At 47.2% G+C, this 5,938-nt stretch carries 4 protein-coding genes; 2 read left to right on the forward strand and 2 right to left on the reverse strand.

Annotated elements, in window-relative coordinates; translation table 11 throughout:
- Positions 1-907, reverse strand: a 907-nt coding sequence (locus IH879_18210; protein MCH7676858.1) for an aldehyde dehydrogenase family protein, incomplete at its 3' end; no start/stop codon positions are given.
- A 127-nt stretch (positions 908-1,034) separates the two neighbouring features.
- On the reverse strand, positions 1,035-2,819 hold the full coding sequence (locus tag IH879_18215; GenBank protein MCH7676859.1) for a M3 family oligoendopeptidase: 1,785 nt from the start codon (positions 2,817-2,819) through the stop codon (positions 1,035-1,037).
- A 600-nt stretch (positions 2,820-3,419) separates the two neighbouring features.
- On the opposite strand from IH879_18215, the gene IH879_18220 reads away from it, so the two are divergent.
- Both IH879_18220 and IH879_18225 read left to right on the forward strand, forming a co-directional pair.
- The gene (locus IH879_18220) at positions 3,420-3,632 is read left to right on the forward strand and encodes a hypothetical protein (protein ID MCH7676860.1); all 213 of its coding nucleotides are present in this window, start codon (positions 3,420-3,422) and stop codon (positions 3,630-3,632) included.
- A 330-nt stretch (positions 3,633-3,962) separates the two neighbouring features.
- Positions 3,963-5,938: AAA family ATPase (locus IH879_18225; protein ID MCH7676861.1), on the forward strand; the 1,976-nt coding region annotated here is incomplete at its 3' end.

A 5,938-nucleotide genomic window follows, 5' to 3' on the forward strand; every position in this document is an offset into this window, starting at 1 on the left:
AGGGCCGTTCGTTCAAGGGGTAAAGGGTCGAGCGCAATTCATGGAACAGGACCCCGCCGTAGGACGGGGAGCCGTAGGAATAATCGCGGTCGATGACCGCCACCGCCTTGGCTCCGCCCAGCGCCTGGACTCTCTTGCCTTCAGCCGCGGCTTTGGCATAAATTATCTTGGCAACTTGACTCGAACCCACGAAGGATAAGCCCTTGACGTCCGGGTGTTCTAATAGTGCAGTGACCGCTTCCTGATCTCCATGAACCACATTCAGGACTCCAGGCGGTAGTCCAGCTTCCTCAGTCAGTATCACAATCTGCTGATGAGTCAAGGGATCTTGTTCGCTTGGCTTGAGCACAAACGTATTGCCTGTTGTAATCGCGTAAGGCCAAAACCAAAGGGGAATCATGACTGGGAAGTTGTAGGGTGTAATCGCTGCGAAAACACCGAGCGGCTGCCGGATGGTTTCACAATCAACGCCCGGGGCGATGTCTTCAAGCGTATCGCCCATCAGCAAGGTAGGCATGCCGCAAGCATGTTCTACATTCTCGATGCCGCGCTGAATTTCGCCTCGTGATTCAGATGAAGTCTTGCCGTGTTCCTGCGTGAGAGAAACTGCCAGATCATCGGCCTTTTCTTCCAGTAGAGCTTTGAGGCGGAAAAGAACTCGCGCACGCTCCACAACCGGTGTTTCACGCCAGGCCGGGAACGCCTTCTTTGCTGCTTCGACGGCTTTACCCACGTCAGCGTGATTTGACAAAGGAACCCTGGCCAAAAGCTCACCTGTGGCCGGATTCGTGACCGGAAGCTCTTTGGTACTCGAAGCAGAAACCCAATTTCCACCAACATAGTTTGGGATGACGCCACTCTTATCGGTTGCTGGCTGCACGAAATTTTTCGCGGCTTTACTTGCCATCGACCTCCTCGATATTTGGCATCTAGAAATGTTTTAGCAGTGAGAACGAATCAAACTATCAAATAATGACAAAATTGTCAAGCAGAATGTTTTGATTTTCGGTGTGATTAACAGGAGACGTTAAGACTTACCCAACCAAATCCTGCAGCTCCTCAAGCATATTCCGGATCACTTTAAAGCCGCCTTTCCAGAACGTCAGGTCCGAAATATCCAGACCCATTTTAGCGATGAGGTTCTTGGGCCAGTCGGAATCTCCTGCGGCCAGAAGCGCGCGATACTTCGGCACAAACGCTTCTCCTTCTTCTTCATATTGATTAAAAAGAGCCAGAACCAGAAGCGCACCAAAACTGTAGGCATAACAATAAAACCGTGTGTGAATGAAATGCGGAATCACCGACCAGAACCATTTTTCTTCAGGAAGAAAATCTACCGAATCGCCGTACATTTCTTCGCGGCGGGCTGTCCAGAGGTTGCACAAATCATCGGCGCTCAGTCTGCGTTTGGCGCCCTCGAGATGGGCGGCCAATTCAAAAGAGATGTACATATTCTGACGTGAAATCGTACCGAAAAAGTCTTCGAGCTTTGAAGCCAGAATTTGAATCCGGCTTTCGCGGTCTTTTTCTTCGGAGAGAAGTTTACGGGTAAGGAGCATCTCGGCAAATACCGAAGCGGTTTCAGCAAGAACCAGAGGTGCATGAAAAGTCAAAAGCGAGCCTTTTTCGCAGGCCAGAACCGTGTGCAGTGCATGACCGAATTCATGAGCCATGGTATAAACGCTGTCTACGTTATCGACGTAATTCATCAAAACGTATGGATGCACCGACGGCCCAATGCTGTAACAAAACGCGCCGCCTCGTTTCCCGGGGCGAATCTCCGCGTCAATCCACTTTTCCTCAAAGGCCCGGCCAATGATTTCTCCGAATTCCGGAGAGAAACCGGCAAAACTGTCGAGGACTAATTGCTTGCCTTCTTCAAATGAAACGACGCGGTCTGATTTGGACACCGGCGCATGGAGATCGCTGCCGCGCAGTTTCGGTAGATCAAGCATCTTCGCTTTAAGCCGATTGTACTGGCGGGCCAGCGGGTAGTGGTCGCTTACTACCTGCATCATGGTTTCAACCACCTCTCCCGAGACGCCGTTGCCTAAGTGCGTCGGCTGCATCGGACTTTCGTACTTGCGCATTCCCATTTCGGTTGCATGGTCTTTGACTAAGCTATTGAAAATGTTGGTAAAAATAAGGGCGTTGTCACCATATTTCGCATTATGGGATGCTTTGGCGCGTTGCCGCAGCTCCGGATCCTGATGGCGTAACAGCTCCCGCATTTCACTTTCAGTCAGTTTTTTTTTCTCGCCGTTGATTTCCATTTCCCACTCAAAAGAGGCGGTGAACTGGTCAAAAAGGTTTACGAAAGCTGTCTTTCCGGAAAGATTTTTTTGATTAATTACCTGCTCCTCAAGTTCAGAAAGTGTGTAAGGAGTGAACAGTCGCAAAGATTCGATATAATGCCGGTAGTGATCCAATTTGCCACTGCTGAAAAATTCTTCGATTTTAGGGTCCAAAATTTTTTGAATTTCAAGTCCAAAAAATAGAGTTTCATTTTTAATCTGCGTCATGGTGTCCTGCACTTTTGCCACCATCGCTTTGAAAATATCGGAACGGCCGTTGCCGTTAAAAAGCAAATTGGATATGGCATAAGGACGATATGCGCTTTCAATAAGCTGTTCGTATTCTGTAAGCGCTTCCAGCAAGAGATCAGCGGTGCAATCTTCATTGGCGATTTTACTATGATATTTCTTTTTGAAAGATTTTCCTATTTCAATTGCAGCTTCGATATCCTGATTTATTTTCGGGTCCTCACTGGCTGGGTAAAGATCGCTCAGGTCCCAAACGATTCCGTTTGCTTTTTTCATAAAATTCCTAATTAAAAAAAGTGCTAAAGTGTTTTCGTGTTCAAATCTTAAAGAATTTGCAATTTAAAATAATTAACCATAGAATCAAGTTCTGTGACTTTTTCTTAACCGAATGAAACTGTGTTTTTAAAAACATTCTGAAAAAATAATTTTTCCACCGAAACACGCCGAAAATCACTGAGGGTCGCCGAAAGATTCTTAAAAGTCTTCTTCTTTTTGAAAAATTTGAAATGGAATAAAAATAAGCATCCTAGCCCTATTCACACGCCATGCAGTAAGAATTCGGTGAATCTCGATACCCTCGGCATCTCTCGGTGGGATGTTTTTTTTGAGTGGTCATTCATTATTTTATTTTAGTTTAAAAGTAAGGAATCAGCACTGATTATTGCACTCAAAAAGAAGTAGATGAACATCTGTCAGACCTGATCATACAACTACCTGTCACTATGGCATCTTAACCGATTTCTTAATTTATGACTTATTTTTTGTTCTTTTTTAAGAACATTAAAAATAACAGGTTGGAATTCAAAAAAATCCCTGGCATGTGTTTTGTATAAATGCAAACCGAAAATAAAATGATGACAAAATGGGAGAAACACTATGTTTCGTACGACACTATTTGACGATCAGTCTCTGTTTTATCCCTGGCAGTTTGTTCTGTTTATTGGCACCAGCCTGATTCTGGCAGCTATTATGATTTTTCTTCTGCCGCAGCTTCTCGCCTACCTGGTGGCAACAGTGCTGCTTTGGATCGGGATTCTAATTTTCGGAATTGCATTCAAATTCAAAAAGTTAAATAACCGGCAATTTTAAGATAGAAATAGTCCTCAAGAACAAAAGAAATAAGTTTAGAAAATCAGAATAGCGTTCGATAGATAGAACCTAAATTGAGCGATTGGCTTTTGCCCCGGCTTTCCGGGGTTTTAGTTGATAAAATTCAATCCCGAATAAGTCGGATGGTTATTGTAAACCACTTAACAGTTGATCCCGAAGAAGTCGGGACACAACGTAAATTCTCAAAATCAAATGCCAAAGGCCAAAAGCTAATGGCCAAGAGCGTATTTTAAGTAGAAGTAAAGTCAAAAAACTGCACATCGCTTTCAAGATCGGCAATTCAAATGAGTAGTAAGGAGTAAAAGAAATATGACCTTTGATAAATTAACCCTGAAAGCCCAGGAGGCGGTTGCAAAAGCCCAGCAGCTCGCATCAGAGCGGGGTCAGCAGCAGATTGAAGTCGAGCATTTGCTGCAGGCGCTGCTGGAAGATTCAGAAGGTGTACCGGTTTCGATTCTAAAAAAACTTGGGGCTAACGCTGATCAGATTCTCAAGCACGTGGCTGAAGCCATTCAAAAGCTGCCGCGGGTTTCCGGTTCTGGTGCCCTGGGGAATATTTATCTCTCACCGCGGATGAACGCTTTGTTTAATTCAGCAACCGAGGAGATGCGCCAGTTAAAAGATGAGTATATAAGCGCCGAGCATCTCCTGATTGCAATTGCCAGTGAAAAAAGCAGCGCAACCGCTCAATTCTTAAATCAACAGGGAGTTTCGAAAGAAAATATCTACCGGGTTTTAAAAGAAATCCGCGGCAGTCAGCGGGTGGTGGACCAAAATCCGGAAGGAAAGTATCAGGCCTTGCAGCGTTACGGCCGCGATTTAACTGATTTAGCTCAGCGCGAAAAATTGGATCCGGTGATCGGCCGCGACGAAGAGATTCGGCGTTCGGTTCAGGTGCTTTCCAGGCGAACGAAAAACAATCCGGTTTTGGTAGGCGATCCGGGCGTGGGAAAGACGGCAATTGTCGAAGGCATTGCCCAGCGAATTGCTCACGGCGATGTGCCGGATTCCCTGAAGAATAAAAAGGTCGTGGAATTGGAAATGGCGTCGTTGATTGCGGGAGCAAAGTACCGCGGCGAATTCGAGGAACGCCTGAAAGCGGTTTTAAAAGAGATCGAGCAGGCGGAAGGGCAGGTGATTCTATTTATCGATGAGCTGCACACCATGGTCGGCGCCGGCGCAGCCGAAGGTTCAGTTGACGCAGCCAACATGCTCAAACCGATGCTGGCACGCGGCGAGCTCCGCATGATCGGCGCCACCACTCATGACGAGTATCGCAAGTATATCGAAAAGGACAAAGCTTTGGAACGCCGTTTCCAGCCGGTGCAAGTCGATGAGCCTTCGGTCGAAGATACCATTTCGATTTTACGCGGCCTCAAGGAACGCTACGAAATACACCATGGCGTGCGCATTTCCGATACGGCGATTGTCTCGGCCGCGACACTTTCGCAGCGCTATATTTCCGAGCGTTTTTTGCCCGACAAAGCCATCGATTTGATCGATGAAGCCGGGGCAAAATTGCGCACTGAAATCGACTCCATGCCCGAGGAAATCGATGAAATTGAACGGCGCTCAAAACAGCTTGAAATTGAGCAGGTTGCTTTAAGAAAAGAAAAAGATGCAGCATCGAAAGAAAGACTCGAAAAGCTCAAAAAGGAGCTGGGTGACTTAAAAGAAAAAAACTCGCACCTCAAAGCCCGCTGGCAAGTCGAAAAGGAAAGTATCAGGCAAATTCGAGCAGTGAAAGAACAGATGGACGAGACCCGGCAAGCTGCGGAGAAAGCCGAACGCGAGAGCGATCTGAATAAAGCGGCGGAATTAAGATACGGCAAGTTGGGCGAGCTTGAAAAACAACTCAATGTTCTAAACGATAAACTGGCGGAATTACATAAAGACGGTTCATTGCTCAAGGAGGAAGTCACCGAGGAAGACATCGCGGACATCGTGGCGCGCTGGACCGGCATTCCGGTCTCTCGAATGATCGAGGGCGAGCGTGAGAAGATTTTGAAAATAGCCGACCGGCTGCGTGAACGGGTAGTCGGTCAGGACGATGCCATCGACGCGGTCTCTTTTGCGGTGCAGCGGGCGCGTGCCGGGCTTAGTGATGAACACCGCCCAATCGGCTCGTTTATTTTTCTCGGCCCAACCGGGGTGGGAAAAACCGAGCTGGCCCGGGCTTTGGCCGAGTTCATGTTCGATGATGAAAACGCCATGGTGCGCGTCGACATGTCCGAATACATGGAGCAGTTCAATGTTTCCCGGCTCATCGGAGCGCCTCCCGGCTA

This window comes from candidate division KSB1 bacterium (genome assembly GCA_022562085.1).
Lineage (GTDB): Bacteria > Zhuqueibacterota > Zhuqueibacteria > Oceanimicrobiales > Oceanimicrobiaceae > Oceanimicrobium.